The 1,549-nt window shown below is 48.0% G+C and carries 1 protein-coding gene; it reads left to right on the forward strand.

All coding sequences use genetic code 11. The annotated features are described in order from the left end of the window. The first annotated feature begins 252 nt into the window (after window positions 1-252). Window positions 253-1,431, forward strand: coding sequence for an IS110 family RNA-guided transposase (locus PPA03S_RS31980; RefSeq protein WP_062330056.1), 1,179 nt, complete (start codon window positions 253-255; stop codon window positions 1,429-1,431). The last annotated feature ends 118 nt before the right edge of the window (window positions 1,432-1,549 follow it).

A 1,549-nucleotide genomic window follows, 5' to 3' on the forward strand; every position in this document is an offset into this window, starting at 1 on the left:
CTCTTTTTCGTATTATCAGGTTAGCCAGTAATTACTGGTTGGCCTTTTTTTGTGGTCGTTTTACGATGGGGGAAGCCGGGAGAACGTGGCTCTTTTAGGGGCATCAACCCCGTAATAAAAACTGTTCTCCCACGACCTCCAAAAGACCATGTTTGAGCTGGTAGGGGCGATGGACCTCGTATAACAAGCGAAGCTATGGATTTGGAACCATCGTGGAAAGGCCGGCGAAATTCAAGACAAGGAGTGAGGAAGTTGGAACCTGTTGTCGGTGTAGATGTAGCGAAAGGTTCGAGTGTGGTGCAGGCGTTTAGGAAACGAAATGAGCCGTTTGGCAAAGCTGTAGACATCATGCATGAAAAGAGTGGATTTGAACAATTCTCGGGTATGCTAGACATGCTTCAGATCGAAACAGGGCTCGCTCCAGTAGTGGTTCTGGAAGCGACAGGACACTACCACCGTGCATTGGTTTCGTACCTGGATCGAAGCGGCTACACGTACTACATTGTCAATCCGTTGCAATCCAAACGAGCTAAAGGAACGCAGTTACGCAAAGTGAAAACGGACGCGACGGATGCCTGGCATCTGGCTGAGATGTACTACCGCGGCGATGTAAAGCCCCACCGGACTTGGGAAGAGACGTTTACGGAACTACAGCATTTGACCCGGCAGCATGAATTCGTTACAGGAATCTTTGTACAGGCGAAACTGAACAGCAGAGCGCTACTCGAGCAAGTGTTTCCAAGGTACGAAGGGCTATTTTCGAATGTATTTTCGGTAACGTCATTGACTGTACTTGCCCGTTGTTTAGAGGGAGGTACAGCGGATTGGATTGAATTGATTCAAGGAAGCACAGGAAGATCGCGTTCCAAGCAGTGGACGATTGACAAAGCTAAAAAACTGGAGGGAGTGCTGGGTGATTGGAGAGAAACTCGACGTAGTCCGTCTCAGAGCCAGGCACTGCTCGGCATGGTCAGCTTATTGTTGACGATGATGCGGCAACTGGAGGAACTCGAAAAGCAAATGGAAGATGTAGCGATGAGTCTGCCTGAAGTGGAACTCGTGAAAAGTATTCCTGGGATTGGAACAAAGCTGGCGGCAGCCATTATAGCCGAAATGGGCGATGTCCGGCAGTTTAGCGATGCAAAGCAACTTGTCGCGTTTGCAGGTCTTGACCCTGGAATTTTTAGTTCAGGGAAGTTTACGGCGACAAGCACACGAATAACGAAACGTGGCTCAAAGAGGCTTAGACGTTCTTTATATCTAGCTGTGCAATGCGGTATACGGAAGAGTGCAAATGCAAGAATCCATTCGTACTACGAGAAAAAAAGAAAAGAGGGCAAGCCCTACAAGGTGGTCGTGATCGCCTGCGCAAACAAGCTGTTGCATCACATTTATGCCATCTTGCAGAAGGGCAAGCCCTACCAAGTGTAATCCATATTTAACCAAAACCTCCATAGCCGTGGAGGTTATTCGTGTTGGTCGGAAAAAGTATAACACGAAAAGAAAACTCAGCCAACCTGAAACGCTTGACAAACATTAGCTGGTTTTT

Origin of the sequence: Paenibacillus pabuli NBRC 13638 (assembly GCF_001514495.1) — a bacterium.
Lineage (GTDB): Bacteria > Bacillota > Bacilli > Paenibacillales > Paenibacillaceae > Paenibacillus > Paenibacillus pabuli.